At 71.0% G+C, this 12,685-nt stretch carries 15 protein-coding genes; 2 read left to right on the top strand and 13 right to left on the bottom strand.

What is annotated here, in order from left to right; genetic code table 11:
• Positions 1–34: 34 nt before the first annotated feature.
• The 11 genes from AC5Y6X_RS10370 to AC5Y6X_RS10320 form a co-directional block, all read right to left on the bottom strand.
• A complete protein-coding gene (locus tag AC5Y6X_RS10370; protein WP_499986335.1) occupies positions 35–979 on the bottom strand; it encodes a copper transporter in 945 nt (314 codons plus the stop codon).
• Between the two features lie 31 nt (positions 980–1,010).
• Positions 1,011–2,192, bottom strand: a complete 1,182-nt coding sequence (gene steA, locus AC5Y6X_RS10365) for a putative cytokinetic ring protein SteA (protein ID WP_324677667.1) — start codon at positions 2,190–2,192, stop codon at positions 1,011–1,013.
• Positions 2,193–2,377: 185 nt separating this feature from the next.
• Positions 2,378–4,129 (bottom strand): DNA repair protein RecN, encoded by a 1,752-nt coding sequence (recN, locus tag AC5Y6X_RS10360; RefSeq protein WP_499986334.1) that lies wholly within the window; start codon positions 4,127–4,129, stop codon positions 2,378–2,380.
• A 13-nt stretch (positions 4,130–4,142) separates the two neighbouring features.
• A complete protein-coding gene (locus AC5Y6X_RS10355) occupies positions 4,143–5,066 on the bottom strand; it encodes an NAD kinase (protein WP_499986333.1) in 924 nt (307 codons plus the stop codon).
• Complete coding sequence (locus tag AC5Y6X_RS10350) at positions 5,063–5,872, bottom strand: TlyA family RNA methyltransferase (RefSeq protein ID WP_499986332.1); 810 nt, start codon at positions 5,870–5,872, stop codon at positions 5,063–5,065. Before AC5Y6X_RS10350 ends, AC5Y6X_RS10355 begins: the two co-directional genes overlap by 4 nt.
• Positions 5,873–5,876: 4 nt before the next feature.
• Positions 5,877–6,062, bottom strand: a complete 186-nt coding sequence (locus tag AC5Y6X_RS10345) for a hypothetical protein (RefSeq protein WP_324677674.1) — start codon at positions 6,060–6,062, stop codon at positions 5,877–5,879.
• Between the two features lie 12 nt (positions 6,063–6,074).
• Positions 6,075–7,085, bottom strand: coding sequence for an HAD-IIA family hydrolase (locus tag AC5Y6X_RS10340; RefSeq protein WP_499986331.1), 1,011 nt, complete (start codon positions 7,083–7,085; stop codon positions 6,075–6,077).
• 11 nt (positions 7,086–7,096) lie between these two features.
• Positions 7,097–7,870 carry a tetratricopeptide repeat protein gene (locus tag AC5Y6X_RS10335; RefSeq protein ID WP_499986330.1) on the bottom strand — a complete coding sequence of 258 codons (774 nt, stop codon included), beginning with the start codon at positions 7,868–7,870 and terminating at the stop codon, positions 7,097–7,099.
• A gap of 35 nt (positions 7,871–7,905) precedes the next feature.
• Complete coding sequence (locus AC5Y6X_RS10330; RefSeq protein ID WP_324678002.1) at positions 7,906–8,220, bottom strand: DUF732 domain-containing protein; 315 nt, start codon at positions 8,218–8,220, stop codon at positions 7,906–7,908.
• 96 nt (positions 8,221–8,316) lie between these two features.
• Positions 8,317–8,598 (bottom strand): hypothetical protein, encoded by a 282-nt coding sequence (locus AC5Y6X_RS10325; RefSeq protein WP_324677680.1) that lies wholly within the window; start codon positions 8,596–8,598, stop codon positions 8,317–8,319.
• 49 nt (positions 8,599–8,647) lie between these two features.
• Positions 8,648–9,091: an Hsp20/alpha crystallin family protein gene (locus AC5Y6X_RS10320; RefSeq protein WP_499986499.1), complete on the bottom strand. Its 444-nt coding sequence runs from the start codon at positions 9,089–9,091 to the stop codon at positions 8,648–8,650.
• A gap of 128 nt (positions 9,092–9,219) precedes the next feature.
• On the opposite strand from AC5Y6X_RS10320, the gene AC5Y6X_RS10315 reads away from it, so the two are divergent.
• Positions 9,220–9,417: a hypothetical protein gene (locus AC5Y6X_RS10315; RefSeq protein ID WP_499986329.1), complete on the top strand. Its 198-nt coding sequence runs from the start codon at positions 9,220–9,222 to the stop codon at positions 9,415–9,417.
• Here AC5Y6X_RS10315 and tyrS read toward each other — a convergent pair.
• Both tyrS and AC5Y6X_RS10305 read right to left on the bottom strand, forming a co-directional pair.
• Positions 9,402–10,667, bottom strand: coding sequence for a tyrosine--tRNA ligase (gene tyrS / locus AC5Y6X_RS10310; protein WP_324677686.1), 1,266 nt, complete (start codon positions 10,665–10,667; stop codon positions 9,402–9,404). The two genes, AC5Y6X_RS10315 and tyrS, sit on opposite strands and share 16 nt — an antisense overlap.
• A gap of 29 nt (positions 10,668–10,696) precedes the next feature.
• The gene (locus AC5Y6X_RS10305; RefSeq protein WP_499986328.1) at positions 10,697–11,323 is read right to left on the bottom strand and encodes a DNA-3-methyladenine glycosylase; all 627 of its coding nucleotides are present in this window, start codon (positions 11,321–11,323) and stop codon (positions 10,697–10,699) included.
• Between the two features lie 68 nt (positions 11,324–11,391).
• Between AC5Y6X_RS10305 and AC5Y6X_RS10300 the strand changes: the two genes are divergently transcribed.
• Positions 11,392–12,660 carry an ammonium transporter gene (locus AC5Y6X_RS10300; protein WP_324677690.1) on the top strand — a complete coding sequence of 423 codons (1,269 nt, stop codon included), beginning with the start codon at positions 11,392–11,394 and terminating at the stop codon, positions 12,658–12,660.
• Positions 12,661–12,685 lie beyond the last annotated feature (25 nt).

The raw sequence follows: 12,685 nt of genomic DNA, 5'->3' as shown, positions 1-12,685 counted from the left end.
ACGCCCGCCATGCACAACGCCGTTACGGGGCTTGCTACTGGGGCACGGTGATCGATGTCGCCCCGCGACCGGTGCCGTACTGCCCGACGTGACCGCCGTTGATCAGGTCGTGCAGGCCCAGGATCGCGGTGATGCGCCCGGGCGCGGTGTCGACGTCGTCGACGGTGCTGACCGTCGAGGCCATGCCGGCGTCGGCGCGGGTGACGGCGACCGCGGCGCCCCCGGTGGCCGATCCGTCCCGCCCGGCCAGCAGCGTGCCCCCGCCGTGCGGCGCCAGCGCGGCCGAGAACCGGGCGACGCTGACCCCCTGATTGCCGGCGTCCTGGGGCAGCGCGCCGCCGGTGACGACGAGCGCGGCGTTCGCCGCGCCCAGGTGATCGCTGGGCTGATAGGTGATGAAACCGGTGTCGCGCAGCGACGCCAGCACGGTGTCCCGCTGCGCGTCGTCGACCGGTGGAACGGTGGGGTTGGGGTTGACCAGCAATGCGATGCCCAACAGATCGCCGGCCTGCGAACCCTGGTCGACCAGCTTGGTGCTCAACTGCTGGCCGGCGGGCAGGATCGACGAGTTGACCACCGTGCGGAGCTTCTCCGCGGAGTTGGCGTCGACGAACTCCTGCGTCAGCGACACGGTGCCGGTCACCGTCCCGCCGGCCTGGCCGATGATTTTCGACACCGCGGCGACGTCGTCATCCCTTGCGTCGGGGGTACGGAAGACGACCACCGACCTGCCGCCGAGCGCGTCGTGCACGATCCGGCCGCCCAGTTGGGTGTCGAAATTGTTTGCGGCACTGAGCTTCTCGTTGAGCACGTTCTTCTGGTCGTTGAGCCCGCCGATCTGGTTGTACAGGTCGCGCTTCTCGTCGCGCAGGCTGGACAGCAGGCTGTCCGACAGGAAGCCGGAACCCAGCACGACCCCCACGGCCAACGCCAGGAAGACCGCGGCCAGCGAGAACGCGTGTTGGCGCAACGAGATCATGGGCCCACCGTCCTTGGGAAAACTGGGAAAACTAGGTCACCCACCTCTGCACGGTCAGCGAGGCGTGGTTCCAGTAGTCGTTGATCCAATGCAGCACCACGCCGTCGGTGCGCGACACCCACAGCGCCACGATCACCGCGATCAACATCGTCAGCGCCAGCAGCGCGATGGCGCCCGCCGAGATGTGACTGCGGTACAGCGTGGCGACGGCCTTGGCGTCCACCACCTTCTCCCCCACCCGAAGCCGGGTCAGGAACGTCGACGGGTTGGTGTGCGCGCGCGTGCGATCGAAGAACGTCTCGATGTTGGCGGTGTGGCCCGCCGTCACCAGCAGCGAGGCGCCGTGGTGGTCGGCCAGCAGCAGCGCCAGGTCGACCGCCGAGCCCGCGGCCGGAAAGGTCATCGCCCCGACGCCGAGGTCCTGAATTCGTTCCAGCCCGGGCGCATGTCCGTCGGCGTCGGCGGGCAACACCACCTGGGCGCCGCACTTGAGCGCCTCGGTGCTGATCTGCTCGGGGTCGCCGACGATGATCTGCGGCCGATATCCCGCCTTGCGCAACACATCCGCGCCGGTGCCGACGCCGATGAGCACCGGCTGGTACTCCTTGATGAACGGCTTGAGGGAGCGCAGGTCGTCCTCGGCGCTGGGCTCGTCGCCGACTATCACCACGTGCCGGCGACGCAGGTCGACGTCGATGTCGGGGATCCCGATGCCGTCGATCAGAAGTGGGCTTTCGCTCTTGATGAACTCGATTGTGTTGCCCGCGAACGCCTCCAGGTGCGCGGCCAGTCCGCTCTTGGCTTCCCGCATCAGGTCGGCGATGTCGTGGTCGGTGCGCTCGGTGCCGCGGACCAGGCGGCGGTCGCCGACGTACACGCCGCCCTCGTGCAGGCGAATCTTGGCCCCGTCCTTGACCTTCTTGAAGATGTCGGGCCCGGTCTCGTCGATCAGGGTCACCCCGTTGTTGACCAGCACCTCCGGCCCCATGTTGGGATAGCGCCCGGAGACCGACGGCGACGCGTTGACGACGGCCGCGATGTCGGCCTCCACGAGGGCGTCGGCGGTGATGCGATCCAGATCCAGGACGTCGAGCACCACGATGTCGCCGGGGCAGACCCTGCGCAGCAGTCGGTCGATGTTGCGGTCAACCCGCGCGGTGCCGGTAAGGCCCGGTCGGGAGGCGTTACGAGATAGCAGTCCTGACATTCTCATGGGGGCGATTCTGTCGGGGAACCCGGGTGGAGGCGTGGAGGCGCGCCGTAACACCAGCCCCAGAAGTTATCTAGAGTCACATCTGTCACAAGCTGGTCACGGCTTGATCGCCGCGAGGGTGCGCAAATGTACGGAGTTTGCGGCGTGTCGGTGTACCGACACGCACGCTCGCGCATAGAGGGGGGTCAGATGGCGTCTTTTTGTGCGGCCTCGAGCAGTTCGCGGGCGTGGGCGCGGCCGCTGTCGGACTCGCCCAGTCCGGCCAGCATGCGCGCCAGCTCGGCCACCCGATCGTCGCCGGTCACGCGCCGCACCCCGCTGGCGCCCTTCGCGCTGTGCACCACCAGGTGCACGTCGGCGTACGCGGCGACCTGGGGCAGATGCGTCACCACGATCACCTGGTGGGTGCGGGCCAGCCGCGCCAGCCGCCGCCCGATCTGCACCGCGGCCCAGCCGCCGACCCCGGCGTCGACCTCGTCGAACACCATCGTGGTGCCCGCCGCCTGTTTCCGGGAGGTCGCCAGCACCACCTCCAGCGCCAGCATGACGCGGGACAGCTCGCCGCCCGACGCGCTCTTCGCCAGCGGCAGCACCGTCATGCCGCGGTGGGCCGCGAAGCCGAACTCGATCTGGTCGATGCCGTCGCCGCCGGCCCGCACCCGCTCCCCGGAGGGCAGCGCAAGCGCGGCGGGGTCGTCGTCGGCCACGACGTCCGTGGTGACGCCGATGGTGAATTCGGCGTCGTCCATCGCCAGCGCGGACAGCTCCGCGGTCACCTCCTTGGCCAGTCGCTTGGCGGCCTTGCGGCGAAGGTTGCTGAGATCGACTGCGGCTTGGGCCAATTCGCGCACCAGCTCGTCGACCTGGCGTTCCAGCCCGGTGAGCGCCTCCTCGGACACGTCGAGTTGCGCCAGCCGCTGCCGCGATTCGTCCGCCCAGCGCAGCACCCCGTCGATGTCCGCGGCGTACTTGCGGGTCAACGTGCGCAGCTGCGCCTGACGCGCCAGCTTGGACTCCAGCGCGCTGGCATCCACCGGCAGCTGCTCCAGATAGTCGCCGAGTTCGCGTGCCACATCGACGATCACGGTCAGCGCCTCGCCGACCTGCCCGGCCAATCCCTGCAGCGTCGCGTCGTCGGTCGATTCCAGGGCCGACCTGGCCCGCCCCAGGTTGTCGACGGCGCTGGAGCCCAACCCGTCCGTTTCGTCCGCGGACAACGCCGCGCGCGCCGCCATGGCGGCCTCGCGCAGCGTGTCCAGCTCCGAGAGCCGCAAGATGTCGGCGACCAGCGCATCGTCCTCGGCGGGTTGCGGGTCTACGGAATCGATTTCATTCAGCGCGAATTTCAGCCGATCGGCCTCCTGGGCGAGTTCGCGGGCCCGGTTGCGGCGGTCGACGAGGTCGCGGCGCGCCGTGAGCCACGCGTCACGCAGCTTGCGATAGCGCTCCAGCGCGGGGCCCGACGCCGCGAACCGGTCCAGCGCCCCGCGCTGTTCGTCGGGCCGCATCAACCGCAGCTGGTCGTTCTGCCCGTGCAGCGTGAGCAGTTCGGTGGTGAAACCGCTCAGCGACTTGGCCGGCACGCTGCGGCCGCCCAGGTAGGCGCGCGACGGCCCGTCGCGGCTGACCGAGCGCAGCGCGATCACGCTGCCGTCCTCGTCGCGCTCGGCCCCCGACGCATCCAGCATCTCGTCGAGCCCCGCGCACGCCGCGTCGTCGAGATCGTCTGTGCTGAAACGTCCTTCGACCACCGCACGCTCGGCCCCGGATCGCACCCGGGTGGCGTCGGCGCGGGCACCGCCGAGCAGGTGCAGCCCGGTCACCACCATGGTCTTGCCGGTGCCGGTCTCACCGGTGAGCACGGTGAGGCCGCGATCGAACTCGGCGGTCGCGACGCCGATGGCGCCCAGCGACTCGATTCGGATTTCGGTCAGCACCGCAGCAGCGCCGTCACTTCCCGCGCCACCCGGTCACCGGCAGCTTGAACTTGCGCACCAGGCGGTCCGTGAACGGCGCGCTGTCCAGGCGTGCCCATTTCACCTGTGTGGCGCAACGGGTCACCTCGAGCCGCCCGCCGGCCGGGACCAGCATTTCGCGGCGGCCGTCGCAGAACACTAGGGCGTCGTTGCCGCCCGCCTCTATCTCGATCGCGATGGTGGCGTCGGGACTCGTCACCATCGGCCGACCGAACAGCGCGTGAGCGTTGTTGGGCACCACCAGGATTGCCTCGAGGTCCGGCCACAGCACCGGGCCGCCGGCGGAGAACGCGTAGGCGGTGGACCCGGTGGGCGTCGACACCAGCACCCCGTCGCAGCCGAACGTCGACACCGGCCGTCCCTCGATTTCGACGACCACGCCCAGCACGCCCAGTCGCAGGCCCTTTTCCAGGCTGGCCTCGTTGAGCGCCCACCCCCGATCGATGATGCGGCCGCCCTGGCGCACCACGATGTCCAGGGTCAGGCGCTCCTCCACCCGGTAGTCCCGGGCGACGACATGATCCAGCACCGTGTCGATGGCCTCGGCTTCGGCCTCGGCCAGAAAGCCGATGCGGCCCAGGTTGACCCCCAGCACCGGAATGCCTGCGGTGCGTGCCAATTCGGCGGCCCGCAGGAAGGTGCCGTCGCCGCCGAGAACCAGCACCAGCTCGCAGCCCTGCGCGGCGTGCGGGTCGGCGTCGACCACCTCGATCTCGACACCCATCGCCCGCATGTCGTCGGGCGCCAGGTGCAGCGATCCCCGGTCGACCGCCTCGGCGGACAGGACACGAAGCGCAATGTTGTTGTCGCCCAACACTTTCTCTACGCGTCGTGCGGTCTCGGTGGCCTCGTCGCGGCCGGTGTGGACCACCAGCAGGACGGTGCGCTCGGCGGTCATTGCGGACCCTCTGCAACGGCGCGCCGCACCTCGTCCACCAGCCCGTCGTCCGGCAGCCCCCGATCGGTCTCGGCGCGCAACCACAGGAAGTATTCGACGTTGCCCGACGGCCCCGGCAGCGGGCTGGCCGTGACACCCACGGTGTGCCAGCCCAGCTCGCCGGCGCGGTGTGCGACGGTCAGCACCGCGTCGGCGCGCAGCCCCGGGTCGTGGACCACCCCGCCGGCACCGACCTGTCCCTTTCCCACCTCAAACTGTGGCTTCACCATGGGAACGATATCCGCGCTGGGGCAAGCGCATCCAGCCAGCGCGGGCAACACCGTGGCCAACGAGATAAACGACAGGTCGGCCACCACCAGATCGACGCGCCCGCCGATCGCCTCGGGCGACAGCTCCCGGGCGTTGGTCCGCTCGACGACGACCACCCGCGGGTCGGACCGCAGCGACCAGGCCAGCTGGCCGTACCCGACGTCGGCGGCCACCACCCGGGCGGCGCCCCGGTCCAGCAGCACTTCGGTGAAGCCGCCGGTCGACGCGCCGGCGTCGAGGCAGCGGCGGCCGGCGACGGGAATGCCGAAGGCGTCCAGCGCGCCGATGAGCTTGTGCGCCCCGCGCGACACCCAGGTGCGTTCGCCGTCGTCGGCGACGGTCAGCGCCGCGGTGACGGCGACCGCGGTGCCGGGCTTGACCGCCGGCAGGCCGTCGATGCTGACCTTCCCGGCGCCGATCAACTCCGCGGCCTGCTGGCGGGACCGGGCAAGGCCGCGCCGCACCAGCTCGGCGTCAACGCGGGCCCGTCGAGGCATGCACTCAGCCCTTCTCCGCGGACTCCAGCGCCTGCAGCAGCACGTCGTGCGCCTCGGAGAGGCGGCGGGCGATCTCTTCGAGCTCCTCGAGCGACGGCTGGTGGTCGGGGTTTTCCGGGTCCCCGACCTCGGACAGCTGGGCAACCAGGGCGTCTATCTCAGCGCGAAGCTGATCGGGATCGATACTCATCGCGTACCTACGCTAGACCAGGGACCAGCGCCGCAGGGCGTCGTGTGCCCGGTCGTCGGCGGCCTCGATGGGCGGCGGCCGCCCGTGCGAATCAGGCGCGCTCCACACCGCGCTGGCCACGGCGCGCACGATCGACAGCCCGTCGGAGTCGTCGTCGCCGGAGCCGCTGCCGCTGACCGTCACCGTCGCCTCGCCGACCTCGACCCGCCAGCCGGCCTGCGGCCCCACCGCGAGCTGCGTCGCCTCCCGGTGCAACGCGCGCAGGTCGTGGCCGATGTAGGTGGGCCGCCGCGCGGGCTCGGCGTACACGGCGTCCCGCGCGGTGTTGACCCCGGTGAGCACCAGCAGGCTGGGCAGTTCGGCGGCGTTGGCGCCCTCGATGTCGGTGTCCAGCCGGTCGCCGATCACCAGCGCCGCCCGGAAGTCGCCGCGCGCCACCGCGTCCCGCATCAGCGCCGGCGCCGGTTTGCCCGCCACCTTGGGTTCGGCGCCGGTGGCCGTCCGCAGCGCGGCGACGAAGGACCCGTTGCCGGGCAGCAGGCCCCGCTCGGTGGGCAGCGTGGGGTCGATGTTGGCCGCCACCCAGAGCGCGCCGGCCCGGATGGCCAGCGCGGCCTCGGCCAGGTCCGGCCAGCCGATGGTGGTGGACAGGCCCTGCACGACCGCGACCGGGCCGTCGTCGTAGCGGCGCACCGGCCGCAAACCGACCGCGGCGACCTCGTCGGCCAGGGCCTCGGTGCCCACGATCAGCACCGGCGAATCCGGGGGCAGCTCGCCGGCGAGCAGGTGGGCGGCGCTCTGGGCGCTGGTGACGACGTCGTCGGCGGTGACGGCGAAGCCGAGGTCGCGCAGGTGCGCCGCGACCTCGTCGGGGCTGCGCGAGGCGTTGTTGGTGACGTAGAGCTTGCGGCTGTGCACCTCGTCCAGCGACTGCACGGCGCCGTCGGTGGGCGCGGCGCCGCGAAACACCGTGCCGTCAAGGTCGATCAGCAGGCAATCATGTTGTTGCGCAAGGCTTTTCATTTCAGACCAGTTCAGCCCAGCTCGCTGACGCGGTCCTCGGCGTCGGTGACGCCGTCGACATCCGCGGCCGCCGAACGCAGGAACCACTGCAGGGCCTCGTCGGCGCGGCCCAGCGCCAGCAGCGTGTCGGCGTAGGCGTAGAACAACCGGGCGGCTGTCGAGCCGGTGCGGCTCGGGTCGAGCTGCGGCGTGGACAGGACGGTCAGCGCCTGCTCCAGCTGCCCCAGGTCCGCGCGGGCGCCGGCCGCGACGATGCGCAGCTCGTCGGCGTCGTCGCCGCTGAGCTGGGCCGCCTCCGGCCCGCGGGCCAGCTCGATCGCCCGCTCCGGGCGGCCGAGGCCGCGTTCGCAGTCGGCGATCAGCGCCAGCAGCGAGGACTTGCTGCCCATCCGCCGGGCGGCGCGCAATTCGGCGAGCGCCTGGCCCCAGTCCCCGCAGTGGTAGGCGGCGATTCCGACGGCTTCGCGGATGGCGGCGATCCTGCTGGACCGCGACCGCGCGGCGCGAGCGTGGCGCAGGGCGGCCTCGGGGTCCTCGTCGAGCAGTTCGCCGGCGGCGACCAGATGGCGCGCCACCGCGTCGGCGGTGGCGCGGTCCAGGGTGCTCAGCTCGCCCCGGACTTCGGGTGCGAGTTGCCGGGCGTCGACCCCCGGCGGTAGCGGCGGCCCGTCCTCGGGCGCGCGGCCCCCGTCGCTCTGGGGTTGGGCCGGGCGCGCCCGCCCCGGTCCCGACCAGCGGGACGCCGAGCGCGGCCGTCGCTGCCCGTCGTGCCTGTCGTCGACCACCTGCAAAGAATACGGGCGGGCGCGCCACGGACGAACTAGGCCTGCAGCCGTCCACTCAGCAACGGCGCCAGCACCGACGGACAGTATGTCGCGATGGCCACGATGGTGAATACGCCCGCGGTTTTCTCGGACGTTCCTCTCCTGGCGGCCATTTCGGAGACGACGGAGTCGAAGGACTCGCCCGGCTGGAACAGCATCGGGCACACCGAATGTCCCAGCGCCGTCGTGCTGTCCGGCTGCGAAACCGGAACGCCGGCGTTGGTGAGGGCCCGCAGGAACGCGTCGCCCATCAGGTCGGCATGGACGGGTGCGGCCAGCGCGGCGGTCAGGCCGGCCACGCCTGCGCCCATCCCGACCACCCGCAGGGCCCGCGTCGCGCCATTCACCGTGACCACAGTGGTCGCCGACGGTCACGTCCGGAGCACGGCGCGATAAAGGTTTGGCCGCTAGCCCGCCGACTCGGACGGGTTGCGCTCGAGCATGGCGCCCCAGCGTTGGCGGGCGATGCGCACGGCGCGCGGATCGCAGTCGTCGGTGCGCTGGTTCTGGGCCATCGCGACGAGGGCGTCGGCCAGGCTCACCAGGCCGACGCCGTGCCGCTTGGCGGTGTGCGCCAGTTCGAAGAACGCGTCGTTGAAGCCGTAGCGCCGCAACGCGATCAGCACACCCTCGGCGCTGTCGAGGATGCGTTCGGCGCTGCGACGCTCGTGCTGCGCTTCACTGTGCATCGCTCCTCCAAGTCAAGTCCGAACCGCCGGGCCCCGCGACACCTGACGCTCAGGCGCTCAGGGCGTGCTGCTGCTTGCCCGGCAGGATCTCGATCTTGCGCGGCTTGGCCGCTTCGGCCACCGGGATCGTCAGCCGCAGCACCCCATCGGTGTAGTCGGCGCTGACCTTGTCGGTGTCCAGGGTGTTGTCCAGGAACATCTGCCGGCTGAACACGCCGTGCGGGCGCTCCTGGGCCACCCAGTCGCGGTCGTTGCCGCTGTCCGGTCGCTCGGCGCGCACGGTGAGCAGGTCGTGCTCGACGTTGACGTCCAGCGAGTCCGCCTTGATGCCCGGGAGGTCGAACTCCACGACGAACTTGTCACCGTCGCGCCAGGCGTCCATCGGGATCAGCGCGGGCCGGGCGGCGGTGCCCCACGGGACCGCGCCCCACAACCGCTGGGTGAGCCGGTCGAAGTCGCGAAGGACCGGGTCGAAGGTCAGCATGTTCACCACCTCCTCGTGAGTATGTAGATCTGTGTTTGCTGCCATATAAAACCTAACTCAGCAACAGTATATTTTGGTTCTTCCGACGTGGGTAACCCCCTAGCCAGGAGGTGAGCCAAAGGGATGCAGCCCCAATCGTGTGTCTTGCTGAAGTACGGCGAATTGACGCTCAGCGCGGCAACCGCCGGCGGTTCCGCGTCGCCACCCACGCGGCCGTCGACCGGCTACTGCCGGTGGAGGCCCGGGCGGGGGTCGACGCCCTGGTCGAGGACGCGCTCGAGCGCGTGCAGCAGTTCGATCTGGGGCCCGCGGCCGACCTTTACCCCACCCGTTGAATGCCCGCGACGTTGCGCTTGCCGCGGCGCAGCACCAGCCAGCGGCCGTGCAGGAAGTCCGAGCTCTGGGGGACCCATTCGTCGCTGTCGATGCGGACGTTGTTGACCGACACGCCGCCCTCGCTGATTGTGCGCCGGGCCGCGCCCCTGCTGGCCGACAGGCCGGTGGCCACCAAGAGGTCGACGATGCCGTCCGGGCCGCCGGGTTTGAGCTCGGCGACCGGGGTCTCGCGCAGCGCCGAGGCCAGCGTCGCCTCGTCGAGCCGGTCCAGCTCGCCCTGCCCGAACAGCGCCCGGCTGGCGTGCTCGACGGCGGCGGTGGCCGCCTCGCCGTGCACCAGGACGGTGAGCTCGGTCGCGAGCCGGCGCTGCGCGGCGCGTTGTTGGGGGCGCTCGGCCGTGGCCCGCTCGAGCTCGGCCAGCTCGTCGGCCGACAGGAAGGTGAACCAGCGCAGGTAGCGGATGACGTCGGCGTCGGCGGTGTTGATGAAGTACTGGTACCAGGCGTACGGGCTGGTCATCTGCGGGTCCAGCCACAGGCTGCCGCCGCCGGTGGACTTGCCGAACTTGGTGCCGTCGGCCGCGGTTACCAGCGGGACGGTGAGCGCATGCACTGTGGCACCGAGCTTTTGGCGGACCAGGCGGACCCCGGCGATGATGTTGCCCCACTGGTCCGAGCCGCCGATCTGCAGCGTGCAGCCGTGCCGCCGGTGCAATTCGACGTAGTCGTTGGCCTGCAGCAGCATGTAGCTGAACTCGGTGTAGGAGATGCCCTCCCCCTCCAGCCGACGCCGGATGGTGTCGCGATCCAGCATCACGTTGACCGAGAAGTGCTTGCCGACGTCGCGCAGGAACTCGATCACCGACATCCCGCGCGTCCACTCCAGGTTGTTCTCGACGATCGCGCCCGTCGGTGACGTGTCGAAGTCGACGAACCGTTCCAGCTGCCCGCGGATCCGCTCGGTCCAGTCCGCGACGGTCCCCGCCTCGTTGAGGGCGCGTTCACCGGCGTCGCGCGGGTCGCCGATCATGCCGGTGGCGCCGCCCGCGAGCACGATGGGGCGGTGCCCGGCGCGCTGGAAGCGCCGCAACGCCAGCAGCGGCACCAGGTGCCCGGCGTGCAGGCTCGGCGCGGTGGGATCGAAACCGGCGTACACCGTCATCGGCCCGCGCCGCGCCTCGGCGGCCAGCGCGTCGATGTCGGTGGACTGTGCGATGAGCCCGCGCCAGCCGAGCTCGTCGAGGATCATGGTGTAAGAGTCTCCCAGGACGAATGGACTCAGTCGCTGGCACCCGGCGCCGGTGCGCGGGGACTGCGTCGGTAGGCGGAGACTTCCGGCCGGCCGGCGAGCCACAGTCGCCACGGCCGGTCGGCGGCCTGGCTGATCCCGACGCGCGGGCCGGTCGCCGCGGCGGGCGCCTCGCCCAGTTCCAGCCGCACCGGGCTCTTCGCGTCGAAGACGTCGATCCCGTTGTCCGCCATGGTGATTCCCAACGCCGAGCACAGGTTCCCCGGGCCGCGCGCCAGCGCGCTGTGGCGGACCGCGCCGCGCCGGGCCCGGGCCACGTCGAGCCCGTCCTCGATGGCGGCGGCCCGCAGCAACACCGCGGCGGCCGTGCCGTCGGGACCGCACGACACGTTGGCGCAGACGTGGATCCCGTGGCTGCGGTACGTGTACAGGTGCCCCGGGGGCCCGAACATCACGGCGTTGCGGCCGTTGACGCCGCGGTACGAGTGGGCCGCGGCGTCCGGCCAGGGACCATCGGGAACCCCGCCGTAGGCCTCGACCTCGACGACGACGGCGCGCACCCCGCGGCTGGTGATGGTCGCGCCGAGCAGCCGATGCGCGGCCTCGACCGGGTCGCCTGACAGCTGGTCCGCAGCCGCGCGTTGGCCGGATCGCACCCAACGAACCTACCGGCACCGCGGGCATGGCAGTATCCCGGTTGCCGCGTGGCGAAGGAGCCCAAAACATGCATGCGATCGACCCTGCCGCGACTGCGTGGCTACTGGCCAGCACCGCGTTGGTCCTGTTGATGACCCCGGGCCTGGCGATCTTCTACGGCGGCATGGTCCGCACCACCGGGGTGCTCAACATGATGATGATGAGCTTCATCTCCATCCCGCTGGTCACGGTGGCCTGGCTGCTGGTCGGCTACACCCTCGCGTTCTCCCAGGACGGGGCGGGCGGGCTCGTCGGCAACCTCAGGCACATCGGGATGCTCGGCATCACCCCCGATACCGCCCACGGCACCGTGCCCGAACTGCTCTACGCCACATTCCAGTTGACGTTCGCGATCATCACCGCCGCGCTGGTCAGCGGCGCGATCGCCGACCGCGCCAAGTTCGCGGCCTGGATCGTGTTCGTCCCGGCGTGGGCGATTGTCGTGTATTCCGTTGTCGCACACTGGGTGTGGGGACCCGGTGGCTGGCTGGCCAAGCTGGGCGTGCTCGACTACGCGGGCGGCCTCGTCGTCGAGATCGTCTCGGGCTGTTCGGCGCTGGCCCTGGCGCTGGTGCTCGGGCCCCGCATCGGCTTCAAGAAGGACGCCATGCGGCCGCACAACCTGCCGCTGCTGTTCGTCGGCGTCGGGCTGCTGTGGTTCGGCTGGTTCGGGTTCAACGCCGGTTCGGCCATGGCCGCCAATGGAACCGCCGCGGCCATCTTCCTCAACACGCTGGTCGCCGGCTGCCTGGGCATGCTGGGCTGGCTCTCGGTCGAGCAGATCCGCGACGGCAGGCCGACGACGTTCGGCGCGGCGTCCGGTGTGGTCGCCGGCCTCGTCGCCATCACCCCGTCGTGCGGAACGGTCAACACGCTCGGCGCGGCGGTCGTCGGCGTCGCCGCGGGGGTCGTGTGCTCGTTCGCGGTGGGCGCGAAATTCCGCTTCAACTATGACGATTCGCTCGACGTGGTCGGGGTGCACTTCGTCGGCGGCGTCGTCGGTGTTTCGTTGATCGGGCTGCTCGCGACGGCGGTCATGACGTCGGGCCCGCGGGGCCTGTTCTACGGCGGCGGCTTCACCCAGCTGGGCAAGCAGGCGCTGGCGATCGTCGTCGTCGCGTTGTATGCGTTCGCCGCGTCGTTCATCCTCGCGAAGCTGATCGACCGGGTGGTGGGCTTCCGGGTCAGCGTCGAGGACGAGACCACCGGCGTCGACCTCACCCAGCACGCCGAAACCGCCTACGCCGAGGGCGTGCACGGGCACCTGCCGCAGCGTCGCCCGGGCGCCGGGAGCTGATCAACCGCGAGACTGCGTCTGCCGA

This window comes from Mycobacterium sp. NGS26, assembly GCF_059813025.1.
Note: the sequence above shows the minus strand (reverse complement) of the source record. Positions and strands in the feature narration are given on the sequence as shown.

Coding starts and splice junctions, on each gene's coding strand:
- AC5Y6X_RS10330 (WP_324678002.1), bottom strand. CDS start 8,220: ATGGGCGCAGGCGTGGCCGGCCTGACCGCCGCGCTGGCCGCACCCGTC.
- tyrS (WP_324677686.1), bottom strand. CDS start 10,667: ATGATCCTCGACGAGCTCGGCTGGCGCGGGCTCATCGCACAGTCCACC.
- AC5Y6X_RS10350 (WP_499986332.1), bottom strand. CDS start 5,872: ATGCCTCGACGGGCCCGCGTTGACGCCGAGCTGGTGCGGCGCGGCCTT.
- steA (WP_324677667.1), bottom strand. CDS start 2,192: ATGAGAATGTCAGGACTGCTATCTCGTAACGCCTCCCGACCGGGCCTT.
- AC5Y6X_RS10370 (WP_499986335.1), bottom strand. CDS start 979: ATGATCTCGTTGCGCCAACACGCGTTCTCGCTGGCCGCGGTCTTCCTG.
- AC5Y6X_RS10300 (WP_324677690.1), top strand. CDS start 11,392: ATGCATGCGATCGACCCTGCCGCGACTGCGTGGCTACTGGCCAGCACC.
- AC5Y6X_RS10345 (WP_324677674.1), bottom strand. CDS start 6,062: ATGAGTATCGATCCCGATCAGCTTCGCGCTGAGATAGACGCCCTGGTT.
- AC5Y6X_RS10340 (WP_499986331.1), bottom strand. CDS start 7,085: ATGAAAAGCCTTGCGCAACAACATGATTGCCTGCTGATCGACCTTGAC.
- AC5Y6X_RS10355 (WP_499986333.1), bottom strand. CDS start 5,066: ATGACCGCCGAGCGCACCGTCCTGCTGGTGGTCCACACCGGCCGCGAC.
- AC5Y6X_RS10325 (WP_324677680.1), bottom strand. CDS start 8,598: ATGCACAGTGAAGCGCAGCACGAGCGTCGCAGCGCCGAACGCATCCTC.